A 23,222-nucleotide genomic window follows, 5' to 3' on the forward strand; every position below is an offset into this window, starting at 1 on the left:
GGGTTGCAACCAAGCCTGCGAACATCCGGCTTTCCGCGTTACATTCCCCACCGTCGACGGTGACCTACCGCGTCGTCAGTTTGCGATAGCGTTGACGGGCGTGTCGCCGCACATCGTTCGAGGAGGTGCCGATGGCGTCTCGGCTTCGTCTGCCGCGCAATCTGTTCGAGCTCACCACCTCCAGCGATCACGCCGAGCTTCATGTCGCGGTGCTCCAGGTCTTCGGGGCCGCTTCCGAGAGACTGGAGACCGCCCTCACCCGACAGGCGGTTCGCGCCGCGCTGGTGGACGTGGGCTGGCTCGATCCCGTCTCGGACGAGGACCTCGCCGCCCGGTTGAAGCAGTTCGAGCGGTGGGGCCTGATCGACATCGTGCAGGACCATTCGCTCGCCTACCGGTCGGCGGCCGACTTCGAGCGGAACAACCTCCAGTACTCGCTGACCAAGCACGGCGAGGCTGCGCTGACCGGCATCGAGAAGGCCTGGGAGGTCCTCAACACCGCGGGCGCGCTCCAGACTTCAGTGCTCGACGCCATCGCGGACCGGCTCGACGACCTGCATCGCTGCCTGAACGATCCGGGCGCCGGTGACCGGGCCGTCTACACCGCCCTGTTCGAGTTGGAAGGGCACCTGGAGGCCCTCAAGGGCAATGTCTCCCAGTTCAACAACCGGCTCCAACAGCTGCTGGCGCCGCAGCGGCTCTCGCTGGACGCGTTCATCGACGTCAAGACCGCCACCATCGCCTATCTGGAGGAGTTCTGCGCCAACCTCCCTGTGCGCGCCGCGCGCATCCGCGAGGCGCTGGCGCGGGTCGAGGCGGACGGTGCCGAGTCGATGCACAAGCGGGCCCTCGCCGGAGCCGAGCTGCCGCCGAGTCTCGGGGAGGACCACCGCGACCACTGGCTGGAGCATCGGTCGCAGCGTTGGGAGGGCCTACGGGCGTGGTTCAGCGGGGAGGAGCCGCGGGTGCGGCTCCTCGGCGACATCGCCCGGCGGGCCATCAACACGCTGCTGTTGGTGCTCGAACGCATCGACGGCGAGCGGCGCCGGTCGGCCTCGGCCGTGCAGGACTTCCGGGTGCTGGCCCGGTGGTTCGCGGCCACCGACACTGAGGCTGAGTCGCACCTGCTGGCGGACGCCGCGTTCGGGCTCGGGTCGGCCCGCCACGCCCATCTGGAGTTGCCCGATCCCGAACTCGCCGGTGCACACCAGTCGTGGGCGGAGGCGAGCGTCGAGGTCGATCCGGTGCTGTACACGGCCGGGCGCTCGAGCACCGCAGGCAGGACGGGGAAGGTCCGGGACGTCGCCGAGCTGCGCCGCGCCCGCAGGAAGGCGGCACAGGAGGAGCGGGCGCAGCTGAGGGAGGCGTGGTCGCTGCTGCACACCGGCGGGCAGGTCAGGCTGTCGGACTTCGGGACACTCGACGCCGACCGGTTCTCCCGGCTCTTGGAGCTGCTCGGCGCCGCATGGCAGACCGAGCCGGGACCGGGCGGGGTGCGGAGGGCGCACTCGGCCGACGGGGGCACCGTCATCGAACTGGTTCCGGCGCAGGGCGAGTGCGTACTCAAGATCGCGCACGGCACGTTCACCGGCCCTGACTGCTCGGTGACGATCGCTCCGGCAAGGAGGTCGTAGTGGCGAACCCGAAGAACCTCGCCGCCGCCGAGGAGGCCCGCGACTTCGGTCGGGCCGTGCGCACTCTGCTGCGCCGGCCGCTCCTCACCGCGCGCGCCGACATGGACGCGTTCGCCCTGGTGCGCCGCCACCGCAGGCAGGCCGGAGACTGGTTCGCCTACTACTGCGGCTGGCGGCTGGAGGTGGACTCCCGTGCCGGATACGCCCGGCTGTTCAAGGCGGTCGAGCCGCGGCTCGACCGCCCACTGCGGCGGCCCCGCGGGTCGCTCGCGCCGTTCGACCGGCGCCGTTACGTCCTGATGTGCGTCATCGCCTCGGAGCTGCTGCACCATCCGGTGACGGTGATCGGGCGCCTGGCCGATGACGTCGCGCGCGCCTGCGCCGACGACGCGGGACTGCCGGACTTCGACAGCTCCGTACGCGCCGAGCGGTCGGCGTTCGTCGACGCCGTCTTGACGCTCGTCGGACTCGGCGCCGTCGAGGAGCTCGACGGGTCGGCCGACCGCTTCGCCGCCGACGCCGCCGAGAAGGTGCTGCTGCGCGTCCACCAGGCGGTGCTGCTAGGCCTGCTCGCCTCTCCCACCGCCCCGTCCCGGCTCGGCGGCCCTGATCTCGCCGAGCTCGTGCGGGACCGCCGCTTCGATGTCGAGGCTCCCGCCTCCGACGATGACCGGTCCCGGAGGCTGTTCACCGAGGTGCTGCGTCGCCGCCTGTGCAGGCGGCTCGCCGAGGAGCCGGTCGTCCACTTCGCCGACCTCTCGGCGGCCGAGATCGACTACGCGCGGTCGTTGACCGGGCGCGCCAATCTGGCCAAAGCGGCCGAACTCGTGGGCATGGTCTGCGAGGAACGGCGCGCCGGCCTAATGTGGATCGACAGGGAGAAGATCGCCACGGACCTGTCGTTCCCCGACGGCGGGACCGTCAAGCAGGCGGCCCTGTTCGTCCTCGAAGCGCTCCAGGGCGGTGTCACCGGGCGCGAGGCGCTGGTACGGACCATTGCGGAACGCTTGGAGGCGAACTCGAAATGGGCCAAGCAGTATCGCGTCGACGGCGGCGCGACCCGGTTGTGCGAGGAGGCCCTTGGCATCCTCGTGGACTGCGGTCTGGCGCGAAGCGATGGAGGCGCCGTGCGGCCGATGCCCGCCGCCTGGCGGTACCGGATCGGCGAGATCCAGACCAGAGGAGGCGCCCGTGACGAGTGAGACGACCGGCAGGTGGCGGCCGAACCGCGCGGGCATCCTCAACGTCTGGCGCTACTACGACGAGGTGTTCACGTTCCATCGCGGACGGCTCCTGTTGCGGGGCCCCAACGGCTCCGGCAAGTCCAAGGCACTCGAACTGCTCCTCCCGTACCTCCTCGATGCCGACCTCTCCCCGCGGCGACTGTCCACGTTCGGCAGCGGCACCTCGCGCACCATGTACTGGAACCTCATGGGCGAAGGCGTCGAAGGGTCCACCCGCTCCGGATACCTGTGGGTCGAGTTCGCCCACGACGACGGCACTCATTTCACCTGCGGTGTGCGGCTGTCCGCGTCGAAGAACGACGGCAACAAGCGTGCCAACCCGAAGTACTTCACCACCACCGCCCGCATCGGCGAGGATTTGACGCTGATCGACTCCCAGAAACAGGCGTTGTCCTTGAAGGAGCTCGAGAAGGCGCTCGTCGGCAACGGTCAGCTCCTCGATCGCGATTCCTACCGTGAGACGGTGCGCAAGCGCCTGTTCGCGAACCTCAGCCCGGAGCGGTACACCTCGCTCATCAACGCGCTGCTTCAACTGCGCACGCCGAAGCTCTCAGAGCTGCTCGACCCGGGGACGTTGTCGACCATGCTCTCCCAGGCACTCCCGCCTCTGGCCGAGGACGAGCTGGCCGAGATCGCCGAGGGCTTCGAACGGCTCGACCGCCGCACCGATCGGCTCGCGGAACTGACCGCCCAACGCGACGCCGCGCAGCGCCTGGACCGCTCGCAGCGGACCTTCGCCCAGCGGGTGGTCCGCACCGCCGCCGACGCGGCTACCGGCGCGGAATCACGCCGGGAGAGGGCCACGGCCACGGTCAAGCAGCACGCGGAGGGCCTGGAGGCGGTGAAAGCGGCCGTGGCGGCCCACGCCGCTGAAATCGAGACCGCCGAAGGCGAAGAGGTCCGGGCTCAAGCCGAGGTCGAGACGCTGACGCAGGATCCGGCGTACAACGCCGGAAAGCAGCTGGAGACGGAGGAGACGCAGGCCGCGCGTCTCCGCGACGAGGCCGGACGCCGACAGGCGGATCTCCTTCGCGAGCAGCGTCGGCTCGGTGAGTTCGCCGAGCGGTATCGAAGGGCCGCAGGACAGGCAAAGGAGGCCGATCGGGCCGTCGAGCGCGGCGTGGACGAGGCCCGGTCCCGATCCGAGGCCTCCGGCATGGGCGTGACCTGGTCGGCGCTGGTCGAAACGGTCCCCGAGGAGGCGAAGCGGCTCCTCGCCGCTGCCGTCAAGGCGGCGAAGCGGGACATCGAAGCGTGCAAGGAGGCGTCGAGGGCGTGGAGCGCCGCGAGCGACCGCCGCGACACCCTCGAGGATCGACGGGACGAGCTCCGAGAGCGGCACGACGACGCGATCGCCGCGCAGGAGCGAGCGGGCGTCGAGCTCGAGGACGCTCACACCGATCTCGCGGCGGCCATGGAGGATTGGGCGGCGGGGTGCGTCGAGCACGTCTTCGACGACGACGCCGTCACCGCTCTCGCGGAAGCGCGGAGTCGGGCCGAGGCCGGGGAGGTCGCCGGCGGTGTCTACGCCGCCGCCGCCGAACGCCTCGCCGGGGCGCGCAGCCGGGCGCAGGGCCGCCTGGACGAATGCGGCACGGCGCTCGCCGCGGAGAAGGCCGAACTCGAAAGGCTCGAGTCCGAGACGCAGCTGGCTCCGGACCGCCCGTCCACTCGCGGCAGCGACCGTACGGACAAGACCGGTGCCCCGCTCTGGCGGTCGGTGGACTTCACTGAAGGGCTCACCGAGTCCGAGCAGGCGGGAGTCGAAGCGGCGCTGGAGGCCTCGGGGCTGCTCGACGCCTGGATCAATCCCGACGGCTCGATCGAGACCGACGACGAGGACACCGTCGTCGGCATCGCCTCGCCTGTCTCCAGGCCGCTGTCGCGGCTGCTGCGGCCCGACACGACGGGAGAGCTCGAACCGGCGGTCGTCGCGTCGCTGCTGGACGGTATCGCCGTCGAACCCGACGCCGCGGCGACGGCGGTCATCACCGCCGACGGCTCTTGGCGGCTCGGCAACGCGGCCGGGCGCTGGTCCAAGACGCGCTCGAAGTTCATCGGCGCCACCGCGCGCGAACGCCACCGCGCCGAGCAGATCGCCCTCACCGCGGCCCGCGTCGCAGCCGCCGAGCAGTCTCTCAAGAACGCTCGGGTCGCCCTCACCGAGATCGAAATGCGTCGAACGCGGCTCGACGCCGAAGCAGCCGCGATCCCCGGGTTCGAGGCGGTCGAGTCGCGGCAGACGGCGCTCGCCGCCGCCGAGCAGCGGGTCTCCACCGCGTTCTCCCGGCTCACCGATGTCGAAGGCGAGATCGCCGAGAGCGAGCGAAAGGCGCGGGAAGCGCATCTGGCGCTCATCGAGTTTGCCTCCCGCCACAGGCTTCCCACCGCGATGGACGAGTTGGGCGAACGCGGCGAAGCCGTCGACTCGTTCAACGAGGCGGCACGCGAGTGGATCGACGCCCTCGCCGAGGCCTCCCGCCGGCGAGAGGCGCTCGCCGGCCTCGACGCAGACCGGGCCGAGCAGGAGGAGCGGACCGGCGAGGCGGCCGAGGCCGCGACCGAAGCCGCAGCTGAAGCCGAGGCCAAAGACCATGCGGTGCGAGCGCTCCGCGACAGCCTGGGCGACACCTACGACGAACTCCTCGAACGCATCGGCCGGGCCAAGCGCTGGCGCAAGGCGCTGCACGAGCGCCTCACAGAACTCCGCAAAGCACTGTCGAACGCCCAGATTCAGGCGACCCGGACAGAGAAGGACCTCGAAGCGGCCCAACAGCAACAGACCGAGGCCGCCCGAGTCCGCGACCGCGAGTTCGCCGCGTTCCGGTCGGTCCTCACCGGGCAGCTCGGCGCCGACGCCCGGCTCGAGACCGACCTCGCCGATGACGCCGGTGTCGGTCAGACCCTCGAAGCGGCGCGCCGCGCCGCCGAGGCGCTCGCGAGCGCCGAGACCGGCGAGGCACCGGTGAACCGGGCGATGCAGCGGCTCAACGAGGTGTTCCAGGAGCAGCGTCCCCGTCTCGCCTCGTTCGCGGAACTCGCCTTCCGCGAAACGGGAAGGCTCAGCATCCTGACCGCCGAGGTCGGCGGCGTCCGCATCGGGCCGCGCGCCCTCTACGACCGCCTGGCCGCAGCCCACCAGCAGGCCAAGGAGGAGTTGAGCGCCGACGAGCAGCAGCTGTTCACCGACATCCTCACCGGGCAGGCCCGCGACAACTTCGCCAGGCGCATCCGCGAGGCCAACCGGATCATCAAGCAGATGAACGAGCGGCTCTCCGGCGTCAAGACCGCCTCGCGGGTGTCGGTGAAGCTGCGCTGGCAGGTCCGCGAGGAGCTCGACGAGCTGGCCAAGGAGGCGAGGGATCTGTTCCTGCTCCCGCCGGAGAAGCTCACCGAGGCCCAGGAGGGCACGCTGCGGAGGTTCCTCGGCGGCCGCGTGGACGCGCTGCGGGACAGCGACGACCCGCAGCCGTGGAGCCTCCAGTTGCAGCAGGTGTTCGACTACACCGCCTGGCACGAGTTCAAGGTTCTCATCGACCGCGGCGAGGGCTGGAAGCCCTTGTCCAAGCGGCTCCACAGTGCGCTGTCTGGCGGTGAGAAGGCCATCGCGCTGCATCTGCCACTGTTCGCGGCCGTCGCCGCGCACTACGAGACGGCCCCGGCGGCGCCGAGGCTGATCCTGCTCGACGAGGTATTCGTCGGGGTGGACCGGGCGAACCGGGGCCAGATCTTCGGGCTCATGTCCTCGCTCGGCCTGGACATGGTGCTCACCTCCGACCACGAGTGGGGCGAGTACGCCGAACTCGACGGCATCGCCGTGCACCAGATCCTGCGCGGCGGCGAGGACGACGGCGACGCGGTGACCACGGTGCGGTACACCTGGGACGGCTTCGAGATGGTGCCCGACGAGGACGAGGACCTCGTGTGATCCCGCGGTACCTGCGCGACCCGAACCTCGAGGTCCTCTGGCGCGAGCTGCACCGGCGCATGTCGAGCGGCAGGCCGGTCGCCTCGATCCGGTTGCGGGGCCTCACCGAGCCGCAGCAGCACGCCATCGCCGAGGCGCTCGGGCTCGACGAGCTGCCTTCGGCGACGGCGAGTCTCGGCGTCGCGATGCTCGAGTCCCGGATCGGCGACCTCAGGGCGGTCGTCACCGAACTGGTCGGACCACTGGGCGACGCCGCCGGTGACCGCGCGAGAAAGGCGGCCGACCGCGAGGCGTTGTGGCAGTGGTTCGAAGGCCATGAACTCCTGGCCGCGCGCCCCGCGCTCAGGGAGTGGGCCGGCCAGGTCCGCGCCGCCGGGATCGTCGACTCGGTGGACCGTACGCGGTCGCTGCTCGAGGCGGCCCTGCGTGTTCTCGCAGTGCTGCCCGTGGACGGCGTCGCGCTGCCGGTGCTGGCAGACCGGTGCTTCGGCGACCCGCACCGCCTTGACAAGGGCCGCCTGCCGGGCATGGTCTTGAAGGCGATCGCGGTCGAGACGGGCGCGGCGGATCCGGTCGGCGCCGAGGACCGGCGCCGGTTGTGGGAGTCGGCCGGCGTGGTCCGCGACCAGTTGTCTTCGCAGGTGCTGGCGGCGGGGATCCGGCCTGGTGGCGACGGCGCCTTGGCGGTGGCGTTGCGGGCCTTGGCCGGTGCCGGGCACGCGGCGGCGGTGACGCTCGCGCAGGTGCGCGCGGTCGAGGTGCTGGCCGTCCGAGACGCGAGGACCGTCTCCGTGGTGGAGAACCCCTCGGTCGTGCAGGCCGCGCTCGCCGCGTTCGGGCCTTCGACGCCGCCGCTGGTGTGCGTCTCGGGCTGGCCGAGCGCCGCGGCGATCCGGCTGCTCGATCTTTTGGGCCGCAGCGGGTCCCCACTGCGGTACCACGGCGATTTCGACCCGGCGGGCATCCGCATCGCCGCGATGGTCATGGAGCGGTTCGGCGCGCGGCCGTGGCGGATGGGCGCCACGGACTACCTCGCCGCGCCGGTCGACGGGGTCGGATTCGCCGCCGAGGCCGTCTGCGAGACCCCATGGGATCCCGCTCTGGCCGTGGCGATGCGGCGGCGCCTGGCCGCGGTCAGCGAGGAGCAGCAGATCGAGGCGCTCCTGGCGGACCTGGCCTGAGGTCGGGCCTCGGCCTCGTCGGCCGCTTCTCGGGCGGTCTGCTCGGCGGACGGCAAGAGTCACTTACCGATCCGCACCGCGAACACGGCCCGGACCGCGATCGGGGAACGGGCGGTTCCTGGCGCCGCAGGCTACGGGATCAGCTTTCCGACGGTTTCCAGAGTCGGTCCATCGGTACGACGTAGAGGCGGTCGTCGTAGCGGTAGGCGCGCCGGCCGAGGTTCAGCAGCACGCCTGCGGTGAAATCCTCGCCCAACCGGTCCCGCAAGAGGCGCAAGCCGGTGAAGTCGGCGTCCTTGACCGTCGACGACGCCTTGACCTCCACACCCGCGACGGTGCCGTCCCGTGTCTCCGCCACGAGATCGACTTCCTTGTGGTCGCTGGTCCGGAAGTGGGAGAAGCTGACGGGAAGCTCCGACCATCCCGCCTGCTTCAAGATCTCGTTGACGGCGAACGTCTCCACGATGTGGCCGAACTCCGTCAATGTCGCGGGCTTGCGGAGTTCCAAGCGGCGCCGGTCGACGCCGAGAAGGCGGGCGGCGATGCCGCTGTCGATCAGATGCGTCTTGGGGGTCTTCGCAAGCCTGGCCCCGAGCATGCGGGCGAACGCGGGCAGTCGGTGTATCAGGAACACCGATTCGAGCAGCTTCACGTAATCGCTCAAGGTGCGCGCCTCGCTCCCGAGCTCGCCTGCGACCGAGGCGACGTTGAGCACTTGGCCGGTGTGCGCCGCGAGTCGGCGGGAGAGGCCTTGCAGGAGACCGCGCTGCCGCACCCGTCGTATGTCCAGGACGTCTCGGAGCACGATCATCTCGACGAGGTCGTCGAAGTACCGAAGCCGCGCGCTCTCAGTGGGGGCGGAGACCTCGATCGGCATGCCGCCCGTCAGGACCGCGTCGGTGGGCGCAGTCGCGCGACAGGGTGCTCTTGCCGACGGCGCGGATGCCGGTCAGCACGACCACCGGCGACTCCTCGAGGCGTCGGTCGAGCACGGGGGCGAGGTGCCGAGCGACGAGCGATGGGTCATGCGGCGGCATCGGCCCTCATTTCTCTGCGAATCAGCCATGGGGTGGCTGACATTCGGAAATAAATCACTGGGGCCTCGGGCTCGGCGCGCCGATGTCGCGGCGGCGCGGGTCGCCGGACCGGGCCCGGCGGACGACGCCCATCGCGTTGCCGTAGATGATCCGCGCCCAGGGGTCGATGGGGTGGATCCAGCCTTCGAGCCAGGACGACTCCGGAGGCGGGTAGAAGCGGCCGGCCCCTTCGATGGTGAGGATGCGGTAGGGCGCCTGCACGCCGTCGTCGAGGACCACGCGCACGGTGTTCGGACGGCGCGGGTCGTCGCCGTAGACGGTGAAGGCCATGGTGCCCGCGAATCGGAACTCGCCGAGGCGGTGCGGGGTCTCCGCGGTTTCGGGGCCCGCAGTGTCTCGGTCGCTCATGACGACCGTCCCCCTGCCGTGTGGGCACGGAAGCCCGACCGGTACCAGAGGGCGCCGACGCGTTCGAGGACGAGCAGGCGGCCTTCGAGGTCGATCAGACCGGCGTGCTCGGGTTCGACCATCAGGCGCGGGTCGGTGTCGAGCGCGACGACGACGCCGTAGCGCACGGTCGAGCCGGTGAAGTCGATGCCGACCGCGTCGCCGAGGCCCGGCCAGGTGACCGTGGCCGGCAGTCCGGCTATGTCGATCTCGCCGAGCACGTCGACGAGCGGTGTAGTCCGGGTTGGGTGCTGCGGCATGGCCGCCTCCGTTCGAGACCGGATTGGAAGCGGCGAGAGGAGGCCCCACCAGCGGCAGCGCCGAGCCGCCTCCTCTCGCCCGCCGATGAACCCCACCGCTCACCGACAGATCGAACTTAAGGGAGAGCGGCGGCGATTCCTAGCCTCTGACCTGGGGTTTAATTCAACATGGCTGGGCACTGTGAACTGAGGGGTTCCGGCTTGCAGTGGTCATGAGCGGTTGCGCTGAGAAGTGTCGATGATCGACACCGAATATGAGGACTGAGCGCGGAACCCCGTCTCGACATGGGCGGGCCGGGCCCGCTCTCGCGGACCCGGCTCGGTGTCGATCGGTTTGTTTTGTGTTGGCGCTCTGTACGTCTGCCGCTGGTCGCCTGGCCTTGCGGCACCTGGTCGGGTGTGTCAGCACCGGAAGGTGTCGGCCGGGAGGTGCTTGCGCCGTTCAGCGCTGAGCGGACTCCAGCAGGGCGGTGAAGTCGCCCTGGGTAAGCCCGAGGACCGGGGAGTCCTCGGACAGCTTGGAGTCGCGGACCTCGAACCCTGCCCCAGCGGCGCGAGCCTCTACGCAGTTGCTTCCAGCATCTCCGTTGCCGGAACGGCTGGACTTGCGCCACTTCGATGTCGTCATAACAAGTAGAAATCCTTCATCGGTATCGCCTTCTTGACGGACTCGTCGACCGCAGTCTGGAAGGAAGTGACCGTCTCCGGCACCTCCAGGTAGCGAGCCCCTTCAAACGATTCTACGTAGACCGTCTTCGGGAACTCTCCTCCCTCGAACTCGAAAATCACGAACGCGCTTCCGGCACAACGGAATGAGCCGACCTCAAAAGGCACCACGAGGAATTTGAAGAGTGAGTAGTCCCGATCGAGCTGCTTGAGGTGCTCGACCTGGGCGGACATGACCTCCGGCCCACCGATCTGCCGCCGCAGCGCGGCCTCCGAGGTCAAGTAAACCACTTCCGGAAGCCAGTCCCGCTCCATGAAGTTACTCTGCCGATCTTGTCTGAATCCGGCCGCTCCGGCAGGGCCCTTCCGATCAGGTGCATCGTCATCCCTGATCGCGGCGTTGTAGTCGGGGGTCTGGAACAGACCCGTGACCAGCTCCGTCTCGCAGATCATGATCTTGGATGCTGTGAGCTCCATTTGAAGGAAGGTGAAGAACACCGAGGGGATCTTGAAGGAGTGGAAGAGGTCCGGGGTCTCGGAGGACTCCGCAAGACGAACGAGGTTCTCCTGCTCCTCCGGACTGAGCCCGTAGACGCGACCGAAGGCGAGCATGTCGGCCCACTTCACCTGCGGCGAACGGGCGTGTTCAAGGTCCCTGACCTTCGAGACGCTCATCTGGACTCGATCTGCGACCGCCTTATGGGTGAGCCCTGCACGCTTGCGGTACTGCACGAGCAGCCGTGCGATTTGGATGATGGTGAGGAATGCCTTCGCGCTCATGTGACCCAGGGTCGCAAAGAGACAACCGAAAGCACAACCTCGACATCGCCTGCATGACGCCGACCTTTCTCGTAAGCGCCTGCGTAACCCGGTGAGCGTCGGATATCCGACAGCACAGGCAAAGCCCGCGGTGCGACGTGCGACTACCGATCGCCTTCGGAGTCGGTGAGGTCGAGCCGGGCCAGCGCCTCGGCGATCTCCAAGGCCATCTCGCTCTCAGGTCCGTCCACGATGCACAGATCCGCGTGAAGCGGTTCGAGCACTTGGCGCGCTGCGCCGACACGCCCGATCGAGGAGAGCAGCATGCCGATGTCCTGGCGGAGGCCGATCGCCTCGTCGCTGACGTCCCCCTGCTTCGTCCGCACCTGGCGGAGCAGCGACTCGAACTCCTGCAAGGCGGCGGTCGCCTGCCCGATGCTGACGCGGCAGTGCGCCGCCTGGTAGCGGCAGGCCCGCACCGTGTCTCCGGCCGGGCCCTCGATGCGGCTATACGCCTCTGCGAGCGCGTCGAACTCGGGCAGCGCCCGCCGCTGGTCGCCCCCGAGGGACAGCACGGCGGCACGGTCCTTGCGAAGCTTCAGGACCAGGCTGTGGTCCGCGCCCAGCGCCTCCTCCGCTTGGCCGATGATCGCATCGAGGACTTCGGCGGCCTGGGCGAATCGCTCGTCTTCGAGCAGCGCGCGCGACCGTCCGCGCGCCTGCCTGATCGCCTGCCGCAGCCCGTCGGGCACGGGCGTCTCCGGTCGGGCCCGCAGCTCCGCCTCCGCGGGTTCGGGTTCGACGGGGTCGGCCTCGGGCCTCGGACGCGGGGCGTAGGGCATCCGGTAGACGCCCGTGGGGTCGGGGGCCCCGGCCGGGCCGTGCTCCCCCGGCTCCGACCGGCGGCCGGGCGCAGGGAGCAGGGGCAGCAGCCGCTCGTACACCTCCTGCGCGTCGGCCGGTCGCGATTCGGGGCGCTTGCGCAGCAGATGGAGAACAAGAGCTTCGACCGCTTCGGGGACGTCCTCTCGCAGTTCGCGCAGCGGGATCGGCGCCGCTTCGACGTGCTGTCGCATGAGTTGCAGCGCATCGCCTTCGAAGAGCGGCGTCCCGGAGACCAGTTCGTGGAGGATGCAGCCCAGCGCGTACAGGTCGCTCTGCGGCGTGATGCCGTGCCCGGCCTGGCACTGCTCGGGCGACATGTACTGGCTGGTGCCGAGCAGGCTGCCCGTCCCGGTGAGCTGGGTGGCGTCGGTGCGGAGGACGGCGGCGATGCCGAAGTCGAGGACCTTCACCGTGCCGTCGCGCGAGACCATGATGTTCCCGGGCTTGAGGTCGCGGTGGACGGCGGGCAGCTCGTGCGCGTGGGAGAGCACCGTCGCCACTTGAGCCGTGACGGCGACGGCCCATGAGACCGGCAGCGGCCGTACCGGATCGATGTAGTCGGTCAGGGAGACGCCCTCGACGAGTTCCATGACGAGGTAGAGCCGGTCGTACGACTCGTCGAGCACCGCGTCGTAGATCTGGGGCACGCCCGGGTGCTGGAGCCGGGCGGTGATGCGGGCTTCGCGCTGGAAGCGCTTGGTGAGCTCCTGCGCGCCGGTGGCCGAGAGGGCCGCGTCGGCCTTCACGAGCTTCACGGCGACGGGCCGGTCGAGCACCTGGTCGAAGGCGCGCCAGACCTCGCCCATGCCTCCCGCGAAGGGGGCGCCCAGGAGTTCGTAGCGTTCGGCGACCACTTGGCGGGACACGTGCTCTCCTTCTCTCCCATCGGTTCTCGGTGACGGGATCTCGCTGCGGGCGCTTCGGGGCGACCGCAGTGGCGGCTCGGCCTTCAGCGGCTACCGCTCACCGTCTCACACCGGTCAGGCCGCATCGTCGATGACGCCTTCCTCATCGCGGATCATCCGCCAGGCCGCCCGGCGGGCGCTGCGGTTGAGCCGGCTCTTGAAGCTCTTGTCGGGACCGAAGTACTGGCGGCCGATCTCGGCGATCGTGTCGATGTGGTCGGCCATCTTCTCCTCGAAGACGCGGTCGAAGACGATGCCGAAGTTCTCCTCGTCGTCGTTGCTGACCGCGGCCAGGCGGACGTTCGTCTCCGCCATGGCCTCCGCGTGAGGCACCAGCAGGTCCTCCTCGCGGAGCGAGGCGCCGTACTTCTCGTTGAAGTACTCGATAAGCTCGGCCAGCAGCGACTTCTCGTCCTCTCTCGCGCCGCCCGCGCCGTCGCCGAACCCGGGGACGATCGCGGGGCCCTCGCTGGACAGGCCCAGGTCGTGCTCCCCCGTCTGCTCGACCCTCATGTGGCTCAGGTCGACCTCGCCGATGTCGACGCCGCCGTCCGACCGCCGGGGCAGCCGGTTGAGGAGGTGGCGCCCGTAGAGGTGCAGGCGCTCGAGTTCGGGGTCGGTGTACGGGATGATCTGGGCGAGGAAGCCGTACTTGCGCACGTAGTCGGCGAGGTCGGCGCGGAAGTCCTCCGCGACCTTCACATCGTCCTCGTCCTCGCCGTCGACCAGCTCGGTGAACCGCTCGACCGCGGGGCTGAGCAGCCGGTACAGGTCGGCGTGCAGGCGCTCCCATCTGGCCTGCGACCCGGCCGCCTGCTCCTCGGCGGCGAGGTAGGCCGCGGCGAACTCCTGCATCTCCGCGCCGACGAGGATCGGCGCCGACATGACCCGGCTCTGCGCGGTGTAGAGCAGGTTCGGGTCGGTCGGAAGCGTCATCGCCTCCTCGTAGTAGGGGCGGAAGGACTCCTGGACGTCCTCGGCGTCGTTCGAGAAGTCCAGGACGGCGAGGTCGGCCTGGTTCTTGCGCTCGTGGGTGCGGTTGAGCCGCGAGAGCGTCTGGACGGCCGAGATGCCGGTCAGCTTCTTGTTGACGTACATGGTCGTCAGCAGCGGCTGGTCGAATCCGGTCTGGTACTTCTCGGCGACCACGAGGATCCGGTACTCGGGGTTGGCGCCGGAGCGGGTCGCCTTGTCGTCGGCTCGGGTGTACGCGAAGGCCTTCGGAAGTGCGGACTCGGAGAGGCCGCCGTTCTCCTTGGACTCGGTGATCTCCTCGTCCTCGTAGGTGAGGGTGCCCGAGAAGGCGACGAGGACGCCGATGTCGCCGTATTTGCGCTTGTCGTCCTCGAAGCGGTCGCCGATGTAGGACTTGATCGCGCGGGCCATCTGGACCGCGCTGCTGCGGGACGCGGTCACGACCATCGCCTTGGCGCGACCGCCGAGGCGGCCCTTGGTGTGGGTGGTGAAGTGCTCCACGATGATCTGCGCGTGCTGGGAGACGGTGGACTCGTGGGTGAGCGCGAACCGCGCGAGGAGCGGGTTGGCCTTCTTCCGGTCGACTTCGACGTCGTCGGGGTTCTGGTTGACCAGGCGCCAGTAGGTCTCGTAGGTGACGTAGTTGCGCAGCGGGTCGAGAATGAAGCCCTCTTCGATGGCCTGGCGCATGGAGTAGGTGTGGAAGGGGCGGTAGAGGGTCTTGCCGGAGGAGGGGTCGGTGCCGTCGGGGGTGCCGAAGAGTTCGAGGGTCTTCGACTTCGGGGTGGCGGTGAACGCGAAGTAGGACAGGTTGGCGGCTTTGCTGCGCTGGAGCGCCTTCTTGCGGAGCTTTTCGTCCGTGCTGTCGGCCTCGGCGGTGACGGCTCCGGCGTCCTCGGAGTCGGAGTCGAGCCCGAGTTCGCGGAGGGACGCGCGGACGGCGGTCGCGGCATCGCCGGACTGGGAGGAGTGGGCCTCGTCGACGACGATCGCGAAGGTGCGGCCCTGGATCTCGGTGGGGTTGCGCTGCAAGTAGTCGATGAGGGCCGGGAACGTCTGGAGGGTGGCGGTGACGATCTTGCCGGTCTCGCGAGAGAGGGCCTTGGCGAGCTGCTCGGACTTCGAACCGGCGCGGTCGTCGACCTTGACGACGAGCCCGGCGGTCTGCTCGAAGGAGCCGACGGTCTCACGGAGCTGGGAGTCGAGGTTCCGGCGGTCGGTGATGATGATGACCTTGTCGAAGACGGGCGTGCCGGGCTTGAGGCCCTTGGCGACGGCTTCGGCGTCGAGGAGGTTCAGGTCGGTGAGGGTGTGGAGCGAGCTGAGGCGGTGGGCGAGCCACCCGATGGTGTTGGACTTGCCGGACCCGGCCGAGGCCATGATCAGGTAGTTGTGCCCGGCGCCGTGGGTGGAGGCGTGGGCGGTGAGCTTCTTGACGACGTCCCACTGGTGGTAGCGGGGGAAGATGACCGACTTGGTGGTGGAGCCGGTCGAGGTTTTCTCCTTGTGGAGGTGGACGAACCGCTCGAGGAGGTCGAGCCAGTTGTCGGGCCGCCAGATCTGCTCCCAGAGGTAGGAGGTGGCGTAGGTGCCCGGGATGGAGGGGGGCGGATTCCCTGCGCCGCCGGGGCGGCCGGGACCTTCGGAGCCGGTATTGAAGGGGAGGAAGCGGGTCTTCTTGCCGCGGAGTTGAGTGGTGACGAAGACGAGGTCGGGGTCGATGGCGAAGTTGGCGATGACGCGGCGGGAGAAGATCAGCTCGGAGGGGTCGCGGAATGAGCGGTATTGCTCCTTGGCGTGCTCGACGCCTTGGCCGGTGAGCGGGTTCTTGAGCTCGGCGGTGGCGATGGGGATGCCGTTGAGGAGGAGGGTGAGGTCGAGGCGGTGGCCTTGGTCGGCTTGCTTGGTGGCGTAGGCGAGCTCGCGGACGACGGTGAGCCGGTTCGCGTTGTAGTTCTTGAGAACTGAGTCGGAGAGGACGAGGCTCGGCTTGAAGTAGGCGACGAAGATGCGAACGCCGCGGTCCTTGACGCCGTTGCGCAGCACTTCGAGTAGGCCTTCGGAGGAGATGGCCTGGTCGAGTCGCTGCTCGAATCCGGATTGAGCGGCGGTGGGGTCGTTGCCGTAGAGCGCAAGGAGTTCGTTCCACTCGGAGGGTTGGGTAGCCCCGATGAACGTGAACAGCTCGGCAGGATCGAGCCCGAGTTCGGGGCGGTAGTTCTGAGGTCGACCCTCGCGCCAGCCGAGCTCGACCATCGAGGAGACGATGGCTTCGCCGAAGGTGTGTTCGTCATAGATGGGGCTCATGGCTTCCTACTCCGTAACGCCTCGCCCAGAGGCAGTGGAAACATCGAATTGGCCGGTTACTGCGGCAGTAATCAACGCCTGCCATCTCTCTGTGATTAGGCGAATAGATCGCTCAATCGCACCCTGCAATTTCGAATTGATACCTGCACCTGCATCCAGCTTGGATGCAATTTCAACTTGCAGCTTCAAAGGAACCTTCGGTACCAAGCAGTCTTTGACGACACCTGCAGGCAGATTGTTTGCCATCCCCTCTGCCCCAGAAATTCCGATCTTTATATGCTCACGATTCCAATGAGTTCGAAGCATGTGTGCAACGAATTCCGTATGCGCGCTCATCTTTTCGAGAGATATACGATATATCTTGTCACAAAGCAGCAAATTGTCCTCGGTAGACCCAACAATACCGACACTGCCAATCAGATCCACCGAACCACTCGCTCGAGACATCAGCAAGTCGCCTTGCCTCAGCAGATATTCGCGGCGAGGCACAATTTCAGAAGGAAGCGCTTTATGCTTGGAGGGATCGAAGACTCCGCCGTTTACCGCCCCGGCCTTGAGCACTCCCCATTCACCTTTTTCCACTGGCCGATCTTCGCATTGCGGCGACCAGCCCTGCTCGATTCTATTCATGAGATGACGAAGCCTAATGACACCGAACTGATCGCTAAGCCGAGCACTTGTCTCGGACAACTCACTAATCCATTGAGATTGAAGCAAGTTGACTTGTTTCTTGCGCTCCACGATCAAGCGATCGAGACGCGACATCTCTACATCAAGGAATTCAGAAATCTTCCGCTGTTCCGCCACGGAAGGAACGGGAAGTTGAATTTCCTTCGCAACCTCCAAATTGATTCGAGCTCGAGTTGAACCGCGAGTCAAGGTAAGCACTAGTTCAGACACGACTGAAGAACTCAGCGCCCAAGCAGCAAACCGATGTGTAAGACGGTCTTCATCCAAACGCGCCCGGAAGCAATCCGCCTTGACGATTGCAGGACCAAGATCGTCTGGTGCTATACACGCCCGCCCAACAGGATGATTGCCATCCCCCAGACCAGCAATTATTAGATCACCGGGCTTTACTTCATGCTGTCGAAGAAGACTAAAATAGTCCATCGGTATATAGGCGGAATCATCGTCTTTGAAATTAGCGGCTCCGATATTTCCCAAGCGAATCACGCGCGCGCCATTATCTGAGTAATGACTACTAGTGAGGGAACTACCAAAGGGGCCATCGGTGAGCTCATTCACGAAGCGACGCAATGGGTACGTCGGAAAAGAGCTTTCAATCGCAGCGGTCATTCGGTGACCTCGCTCAGCAAGACTTGAATCTCGACTTCGAGCTGTCTGAGCTCTGCATCGATCTCAGCCAACGGCCTCGGAGGCTTGTAGACATAGAAGTGCCTTGTGAAGGGGATTTCGTAGCCGATCTTCGTCTTGGAGTGATCGATCCAGGCGTCGGGAACATGCGGCAGAACCTCGCGCTTGAGGTACTCCTCTACGTCCTCGTCCAGCGGGACGTTCTCGTAGTCTCTCAGGTCTGCATCCGGCTCGGGGCCGCCCTTAATCTTCTGCTCTTCGCCTTCCGGGGCCCGGATGCCGATCGCATCCCGAAGCGCCTTGTTGAAGGGCGTTCCCGCCGGCCAGGTCAGACCGGCGGCGACCACCGCATCCTTGAGAGCAGTCCAAGCCTCCGCCTTCGTCTCCCAACGCTCGCCCAGCAACGGCCGCAGCGCCTCCATGAACGGCTTCATTTCTTCCCAGACCAAAGCGCCAAGGCGACCCTCGTCTTCCTCGGAGAGCTTCGCTCGACCCGCGACCTTCTTCGCCAGCTCGGGCTCCCAACGCAGCGCCTTCTCTTCCCAGAGTCTCTGTAGAGCTTTGGCCTCCAACAGCGCACTGAACGTCTCGTTATTCAGTTCGAACCGCAGCTTCAGCGGCCGCTCGACCGTGATCCTTCGATACCCGAAGTCCTCGTTCTTGAAAACCTTCACCTTGCCGTGCAGTGGATGCTCCGGGTCTCCCGCGACCTCGATCGCGTCCCCGTACAGCTTGGTGATCTCCTTGATCTGGTCCGCCGTCAGGTGTTTCCGCTTGTCCCCCAGTGACTTCCGCATCTTCTGCCAGTACTCCCGCGCGTCCAGCAGCACGACCTTGCCCTTGTGCTCAGGCTTCTTGCGGTTCGTCAAGATCCAGAAGTAGGTCGAAATGCCGGTGTTGTAGAACAACTGGTCCGGTAGGGCCACGACCGCCTCCAGCCAGTCGTTCTCCAGGATCCACTGGCGGATCTTCGACTCCCCCGACTCCGCCGCGCCCGTGAACAGCGGCGAGCCGTTGAAGACGATCGCGATCCGGCTGCCACCGGTGCTCACCGGCTTCATCTTCGAGATCATGTGCTGCAGGAACAGCAGCGACCCGTCGTTGATGCGTGGCAGGCCCGCGCCGAAGCGTCCGCTCTCGCCCTCGTTCTTGTGCTCGTACTCGACCTCGTCCTTGACCTTCTTCCACTCCACGCCGAACGGCGGGTTGGCGAGCATGTAGTCGAACTTCTCGCGCTTGTGGCCGTCGTCGGAGAAGGAGTTCCCGAAGGCGATGTGCTCCGGATTCTGGCCCTTGATCATCAGGTCCGACCGGCAGATCGCCCAGGACTCGGGGTTGAGCTCCTGGCCGAACACCTCGACCGTCGCGTCCTTGTTATGCGCCCTGATGTGCTCGTCCGCAGCGCTCAGCATCCCTCCGGTGCCGCACGCCGGATCCAGAATCCGACGGCCCACGCCGGGCACGGCCAGCGCGTCGCCGTCGGGCTCGATCAAGAGGTTCACCATCAGCTCGATGACCTCGCGCGGCGTGAAGTGCTCGCCGGCGGTCTCGTTGGACTGCTCGGAGAAACGCCTGATCAGCTCCTCGAAGACGTAGCCCATCTGGTGGTTCGAGACCATCTCGGGCCGCACGTCGAGGTCCGCGAACTTGGCCACCACCTGATACAGCAGGTTCGCCTCGTCGAGGCGCTTGACCTGCGCCGCGAAGTCGTACTTCTCCATGACCTCGCGGGCGTCCTTCGAGAACGCCGCCACGTACTCGTTGAGGTGCGCGGCGGCGTGGGTCGCGTCGTTCAGGATCTTCTTGAGCGTGTAGTCGCTCGCGTTGTAGAACTGGTGCCCTGCAGCCCGCTTCAGGAAGTAGTTGTCGTCGAGGTCCTGCGTGTCGAGCCCCTCGGCCTTCGCGTTGACCTGGTCGCGGGTTGGCTCCAGCACGCACTCCAGGCGTCGCAGCACCGTGAACGGCAGGATCACCTTGCCGTAGTCGGACTGCTTGTAGTCGCCGCGCAGCAGGTCGGCGACCGACCAGGCGTGGTTGGCGAGTTCGGTGTGCTTGCTGGTGTTCAAGGTGTTCCTTCCGGGATCCGGGGAGACGAGGGAGGGCGCGCCGGGGCGTTCAGTCTATGTTGTCCGGTCGGGGGCGAGGGTCGTCCGGGCCGTGCGGGGTCATCCAGCCGTCCACCAGCCCCCTGCTCAGGGCCTGTACGAAGCGGTCGGTGAACTCCCGGGCGCTCCGGCCCAGCTTCTGCACCGCGTACAGTTCGCGGAACATCCGTCCGTACCGTCGCTGCTCGTCGAGCGGGAAGATCGGCACGCGGAGCTGCCGGATGTCGACTCGGACCGAGCTCCGGGGCCGCGCCCGCTCATAGCCGACGTACTCGGTGCCGAGGAAGCCCGCGAGGAACCACGAGTCGAATCGCGCCGGGTCCGGCCGCAGCACCACATGCCAGGACATCGCCTCGCGTCCCAGGTCCTCCTGCTCGACCACCCAGCAGGGGAAGCGGCGGAGCCTGGAGGGTTCGGGGAGCATCACGTCGCCCTCTTCGAGGGGCAGGCGCTCCTTCGAGTCCCGGGCCTCCCCCGCCACCTCGCCGCCGCGCGGCGTGGGCTTCGCGGTCGCCGACCGCACGATCCGAACCGCCTCGCCGCGTTCCAGGTCGCCTATGCGGACCGAACGCCAGGTGCGCGGGTCGCCCTCGGTGACGTCCAGATCCAGGGACCTGCTCAATTCGATGAGCCGGTTGGCGCCGTCGACCAGGTGCGTTCGCAGATCCGTCGACAGCTTCATGTAGTCGACGGCGCTCGTCGCGGGAGGCCTGGGTCTGACGTGCCGGTTCGGCGCGAAGTCGACGTCGTCGGCGAGCAGATCGATCGCCCGTACCCGCTTGATGCGGGCGGGCGAGGAGGCCTCGTCGGCGTGCAGCTGGTCCCAGAGTCTCAACACCTCGTCGCGCAGCGCGGGCGGGTCCAGGGATCGACGGCCGCGCTCTCGGCCGCTGCCTCGGCTCTCAGCGGGTTCGGCGCAGTCGAGGAACAGGACCGGTCCGGCCTCCGCGTCCGGCTCGGGCCGGCGCAGCACCCACAGATGCGGCTGGAGTCCTGAGTAGACCCCGGGGAAGGACGGCAGCGCGATCACCGCCCGGACCGCTCCCGACGTCACCATCGCGGCTCTGATGCGCCGCGCCTGCGGGCGCCAGGCGAGCGCCGGGGGCATGAGCAGTGCCGCGAGGCCGCCGGGCCGCAGATGCGCGAGGCAGTGCTGCGCCCACGCCAGCGCGCCGTCCTTCCGGTCGGGCACGCCGTAGGTCCACCGCGGGTCGCCGACGAGTTCGTCATGGTTCCAGTCGGGGTCGACCGCGAGGAGGTTGCAGACCACGGCGTCGACTCGAAGGTCGGGGTCAGGGTCTTCCTTGAGGCTGTGCGCGACTCGCGCGCCTATACGCGTGTCGGCCTTGACCGTCCTGATGCGGGAGCAGGACTGCACGAGGAGGTTGCGCCGGTCGGATTGCAGATGGATGGTCTTGACCTCGACCTTGGCGGCGGCCTGCACCAGTTGGCCGCTGCTGGAAGCGGGGTTGAGGAGCGAGCCCGGTGGGGTTCTGCGGTCGCGGAACGTCAGCCGGACCATGAGTTCGGCGATCGGCAGGGGCATGGTGAACGCGGCTCTCGCGGCGCCGGACTCCGCCTCGACCAGGAAATCGAGCGTCCTGGTCGATCCGTGCTCGACGATGCTGTCGAGAAGGTCCCGGACCAGCGGGAGGTCGCCGGAGTCGATCTGCGGTGAGACGACGTCCGGGTCCGACATGGTGGCGTCGGCTTCGTTCAAGGCGGAGACGGCGGCGCCCAGCTTCTCATCGGATTTGAGCGCCAACTGGGCGAGTTCGGCGCCGGGTCTCCCTGCGACACCGCCGAGGACGGTCATGAGCCGTTCGGTGATGGACGGGTCGGCCAGCGACGCGGAGCGCACCCGCTCGCGGAGGAGATCGGCGGCCGTGGGCTCGGGCAGCTTCCCGTTCTCGGTCAACCAGACGTGGACCGCTTCCCAGTCGTAGCCGGGACTCGACGTGGTGCCGCCGGCCGGTTCGGGGAAGTCGGGGTGTCTCCTGCGCCAGTTGCTCACCGTCGCTCGCGTCACCGCGGCCCTGCGGGCGATCTCAGCCGCCGTCACGAACTCGGTCGGCGATGGCTCGGACATTGAAACTCCAGGTCAGCAACAAGAACAGGGTGGCGGATACCACTATACCCGAATACCGACCAAGATCAAGTTTGACGGTGCTTTCAATCGTGCTATGGTTCCAAAACGTTCATGACCTCGCGTCAGGTTCGACGCGTCACGGCATCCGCCGGCGCAAGTCCGACCACCCGGCACCCGCCTCTCCGAAAGGACACCTCCCTTGTTCCAGATGCCGAGCACCGCACCCGAGGGCATCCGCCTCACCGTCATCCCCAACCGCTCGCACGCCGCCGTGGGTGTCATGGGCGTCACTACCCTGCTGCAACTGGTCCCTTCGCCGAAGAAGGAGGAGAGCGCCCAGGCGCTCAAGCACGCCGATGTCTTCATGCAGCGCCACGCCATCATCAGGGCCGAAGTGCAGCGCGTCCTCAAGGGATCGAAGGGCAAGAACGTCGAGCCCTATGCGCGGTACCTCGCCGAAGCGCTCAACGGCGAGTACGGCGAGGCCTACTCGACGCCGCCGATCACCCTGTGGCTGGCCGGCGACGCCCAGTCCGTCAGCGGGGAGATCGTCCCCGACACCGGCATCTGCAACGTCATCGTCAACCCGAGCTCCCCGGTGGTGGCGATCGACGGCGAGACGCAGGTGACGGCCTGGCACGAGCTCTCGACGAATCCCGAGAAGTACGGCATCACGTTCGAGCAGATCCAGTCCGCGCGCGTGCCGTTCGAGATCTACTTCGACATCACGGTCGACGACGCCCGGCAGATCTTCCACGACCGCAACGTGAAGGGCGTCGCGGTGTCCAAGAACCTCTCGATGTCGATGGACCAGCGGGATCTCGCGACCCAGATCGCCCGGCGCCTGGTGGACACGGTCAAGGTCGAACAGGACGGGAAGTACCGCCCGCTGCGGGAGCTCGTCGAGTTCCGCGAGCGTCAGCTGACCAGGTCGACGGGCGCGATCGTGACCCTTTCCGCCCTGCGCGACCTGGTCCTGAGCAGCATCCACGGCCGCAAGGGCATCGGCATGTCCGCCACCGACACCGCGGGCGAAGCCCTCCCCGGCGGCGTGTCGTCGAACCAGATGAAGGAGGAACTCCTGCCGATCCTCACGGTCCTGCTCGACCGCCTCTACCCGCACCTGACCGGGGAGACGGTGGTCAGCTCACCTGCCGTCCTGGCAGGACTCGGGGTGGCAGTGCACCGCTCGGTCAGCTGGTCGACCGAAGGCCCGGCGTTGACACGGCAGGACCTGATCGACCTTGTTGACTCCGTCCAGTGGGCGCGCGACGTTCGATTCTGGGACGGCATCGCGGGCAACGTGTCGAAGACGGGCGCCCTCAGCTTCGGCGGCGGCACGAAGATCCATGGCAGCCGCGTCGCCGACGCCCTGCTCGACCCCGACTCGGCGAACGGCCGCAAGATCCGGGGCTGGAACTGACCGGAGTCCTAGCGAAGAACACGGGCGTGGGGGGGGGGGGGGGGGGGGGGGGGGGGGGGG

At 67.7% G+C, this 23,222-nt stretch carries 15 protein-coding genes; 5 read left to right on the forward strand and 10 right to left on the reverse strand.

Annotated elements, in window-relative coordinates:
• Window positions 1-131 precede the first annotated feature (131 nt).
• The 4 genes from LO763_RS25880 to LO763_RS25895 are packed head-to-tail and all read left to right on the forward strand — an operon-like array spanning window position 132 to window position 7,987.
• Window positions 132-1,634, forward strand: a complete 1,503-nt coding sequence (locus LO763_RS25880) for a TIGR02677 family protein (protein ID WP_230790785.1) — start codon at window positions 132-134, stop codon at window positions 1,632-1,634.
• Window positions 1,634-2,836 carry a TIGR02678 family protein gene (locus tag LO763_RS25885; protein ID WP_230790787.1) on the forward strand — a complete coding sequence of 401 codons (1,203 nt, stop codon included), beginning with the start codon at window positions 1,634-1,636 and terminating at the stop codon, window positions 2,834-2,836. Before LO763_RS25880 ends, LO763_RS25885 begins: the two co-directional genes overlap by 1 nt.
• Window positions 2,826-6,806, forward strand: a complete 3,981-nt coding sequence (locus tag LO763_RS25890) for a TIGR02680 family protein (RefSeq protein ID WP_230790791.1) — start codon at window positions 2,826-2,828, stop codon at window positions 6,804-6,806. Before LO763_RS25885 ends, LO763_RS25890 begins: the two co-directional genes overlap by 11 nt.
• Window positions 6,803-7,987, forward strand: coding sequence for a TIGR02679 family protein (locus LO763_RS25895; RefSeq protein ID WP_230790793.1), 1,185 nt, complete (start codon window positions 6,803-6,805; stop codon window positions 7,985-7,987). The genes LO763_RS25890 and LO763_RS25895 overlap by 4 nt, the downstream gene beginning before the upstream one ends.
• 139 nt (window positions 7,988-8,126) lie before the next feature.
• Here the strand turns inward: LO763_RS25895 and LO763_RS25900 are convergent, their stop codons facing one another.
• The 10 genes from LO763_RS25900 to LO763_RS25945 all read right to left on the reverse strand — a co-directional run bounded on the left by LO763_RS25900 (window position 8,127) and on the right by LO763_RS25945 (window position 21,739).
• On the reverse strand, window positions 8,127-8,876 hold the full coding sequence (locus LO763_RS25900) for an ATP-binding protein (protein WP_500812229.1): 750 nt from the start codon (window positions 8,874-8,876) through the stop codon (window positions 8,127-8,129).
• A 202-nt stretch (window positions 8,877-9,078) separates the two neighbouring features.
• Window positions 9,079-9,432, reverse strand: coding sequence for a hypothetical protein (locus LO763_RS25905; RefSeq protein ID WP_230790802.1), 354 nt, complete (start codon window positions 9,430-9,432; stop codon window positions 9,079-9,081).
• Entirely contained in the window at window positions 9,429-9,731 is a 303-nt protein-coding gene (locus LO763_RS25910) for a hypothetical protein (protein ID WP_230790803.1), read from the reverse strand. Before LO763_RS25910 ends, LO763_RS25905 begins: the two co-directional genes overlap by 4 nt.
• Before the next feature lie 442 nt (window positions 9,732-10,173).
• The gene (locus tag LO763_RS25915) at window positions 10,174-10,359 is read right to left on the reverse strand and encodes a DUF397 domain-containing protein (protein ID WP_230790804.1); all 186 of its coding nucleotides are present in this window, start codon (window positions 10,357-10,359) and stop codon (window positions 10,174-10,176) included.
• Window positions 10,356-11,177 carry a helix-turn-helix domain-containing protein gene (locus tag LO763_RS25920; RefSeq protein WP_230790806.1) on the reverse strand — a complete coding sequence of 274 codons (822 nt, stop codon included), beginning with the start codon at window positions 11,175-11,177 and terminating at the stop codon, window positions 10,356-10,358. The genes LO763_RS25915 and LO763_RS25920 overlap by 4 nt, the downstream gene beginning before the upstream one ends.
• 143 nt (window positions 11,178-11,320) lie before the next feature.
• The gene (locus tag LO763_RS25925; protein ID WP_230790812.1) at window positions 11,321-12,907 is read right to left on the reverse strand and encodes a serine/threonine-protein kinase; all 1,587 of its coding nucleotides are present in this window, start codon (window positions 12,905-12,907) and stop codon (window positions 11,321-11,323) included.
• Between the two features lie 114 nt (window positions 12,908-13,021).
• Complete coding sequence (locus LO763_RS25930) at window positions 13,022-16,228, reverse strand: type I restriction endonuclease subunit R (RefSeq protein WP_230790814.1); 3,207 nt, start codon at window positions 16,226-16,228, stop codon at window positions 13,022-13,024.
• Window positions 16,229-16,234: 6 nt separating this feature from the next.
• On the reverse strand, window positions 16,235-17,527 hold the full coding sequence (locus LO763_RS25935; RefSeq protein WP_230790816.1) for a restriction endonuclease subunit S: 1,293 nt from the start codon (window positions 17,525-17,527) through the stop codon (window positions 16,235-16,237).
• The gene (locus LO763_RS25940) at window positions 17,524-19,611 is read right to left on the reverse strand and encodes a type I restriction-modification system subunit M (RefSeq protein WP_230790818.1); all 2,088 of its coding nucleotides are present in this window, start codon (window positions 19,609-19,611) and stop codon (window positions 17,524-17,526) included. The genes LO763_RS25935 and LO763_RS25940 overlap by 4 nt, the downstream gene beginning before the upstream one ends.
• 49 nt (window positions 19,612-19,660) lie before the next feature.
• Window positions 19,661-21,739 (reverse strand): N-6 DNA methylase, encoded by a 2,079-nt coding sequence (locus LO763_RS25945; RefSeq protein WP_230790826.1) that lies wholly within the window; start codon window positions 21,737-21,739, stop codon window positions 19,661-19,663.
• A gap of 208 nt (window positions 21,740-21,947) precedes the next feature.
• On the opposite strand from LO763_RS25945, the gene LO763_RS25950 reads away from it, so the two are divergent.
• Window positions 21,948-23,162, forward strand: a complete 1,215-nt coding sequence (locus tag LO763_RS25950; protein WP_230790827.1) for a DNA sulfur modification protein DndB — start codon at window positions 21,948-21,950, stop codon at window positions 23,160-23,162.
• Window positions 23,163-23,222: the final 60 nt, after the last annotated feature.

Source organism: Glycomyces amatae (genome assembly GCF_020991375.1).
GTDB classification, from domain to species: Bacteria; Actinomycetota; Actinomycetes; order Mycobacteriales; family Micromonosporaceae; genus Glycomyces; species Glycomyces amatae.

Excerpts from the sequence above, each read along its gene's own strand:
- LO763_RS25880 (WP_230790785.1), top strand. The coding sequence starts at position 132 with ATGGCGTCTCGGCTTCGTCTGCCGCGCAATCTGTTCGAGCTCACCACC.
- LO763_RS25905 (WP_230790802.1), bottom strand. The coding sequence starts at position 9,432 with ATGAGCGACCGAGACACTGCGGGCCCCGAAACCGCGGAGACCCCGCAC.
- LO763_RS25910 (WP_230790803.1), bottom strand. The coding sequence starts at position 9,731 with ATGCCGCAGCACCCAACCCGGACTACACCGCTCGTCGACGTGCTCGGC.
- LO763_RS25915 (WP_230790804.1), bottom strand. The coding sequence starts at position 10,359 with ATGACGACATCGAAGTGGCGCAAGTCCAGCCGTTCCGGCAACGGAGAT.
- LO763_RS25920 (WP_230790806.1), bottom strand. The coding sequence starts at position 11,177 with ATGAGCGCGAAGGCATTCCTCACCATCATCCAAATCGCACGGCTGCTC.
- LO763_RS25930 (WP_230790814.1), bottom strand. The coding sequence starts at position 16,228 with ATGAGCCCCATCTATGACGAACACACCTTCGGCGAAGCCATCGTCTCC.
- LO763_RS25935 (WP_230790816.1), bottom strand. The coding sequence starts at position 17,527 with ATGACCGCTGCGATTGAAAGCTCTTTTCCGACGTACCCATTGCGTCGC.
- LO763_RS25945 (WP_230790826.1), bottom strand. The coding sequence starts at position 21,739 with ATGTCCGAGCCATCGCCGACCGAGTTCGTGACGGCGGCTGAGATCGCC.
- LO763_RS25950 (WP_230790827.1), top strand. The coding sequence starts at position 21,948 with ATGCCGAGCACCGCACCCGAGGGCATCCGCCTCACCGTCATCCCCAAC.